Source organism: Vaccinium witches'-broom phytoplasma str. VAC (genome assembly GCF_000309405.1).
Taxonomy (GTDB): Bacteria; Bacillota_I; Bacilli_A; order Acholeplasmatales; family Acholeplasmataceae; genus Phytoplasma.
Map to the genome: position 1 here is coordinate 1 of NZ_AKIN01000125.1, position 241 is coordinate 241.

Consider the following 241-nt stretch of genomic DNA (forward strand, 5'->3'; position numbering starts at 1 on the left):
TCTTTAATTGTAAAACCAATTTTTCTTAAATCATCAATATTAGCTTCTAATTTTTTAAAATCTGCAACTGTTTGATAAATTTTAGTTTTGAAATATTTAATATTACCTTCTTTATCTGTTTCTTTGTATTTTTCTTCATTAGTATCAAATTCTTCAATAGAACCATCAATATTTTTACGTTTTATTAATTTTTCGTTAACAGGATTATATTCCATCCATACGCCATCAGGTAAAGTTTTTT

1 pseudogene is annotated in these 241 nt (G+C 22.4%); it reads right to left on the bottom strand.

From position 1 onward, the window contains the following. Nucleotides 1-241 (bottom strand): annotated as a pseudogene (locus RI68_RS02190) (DUF2963 domain-containing protein); the annotation flags it as partial.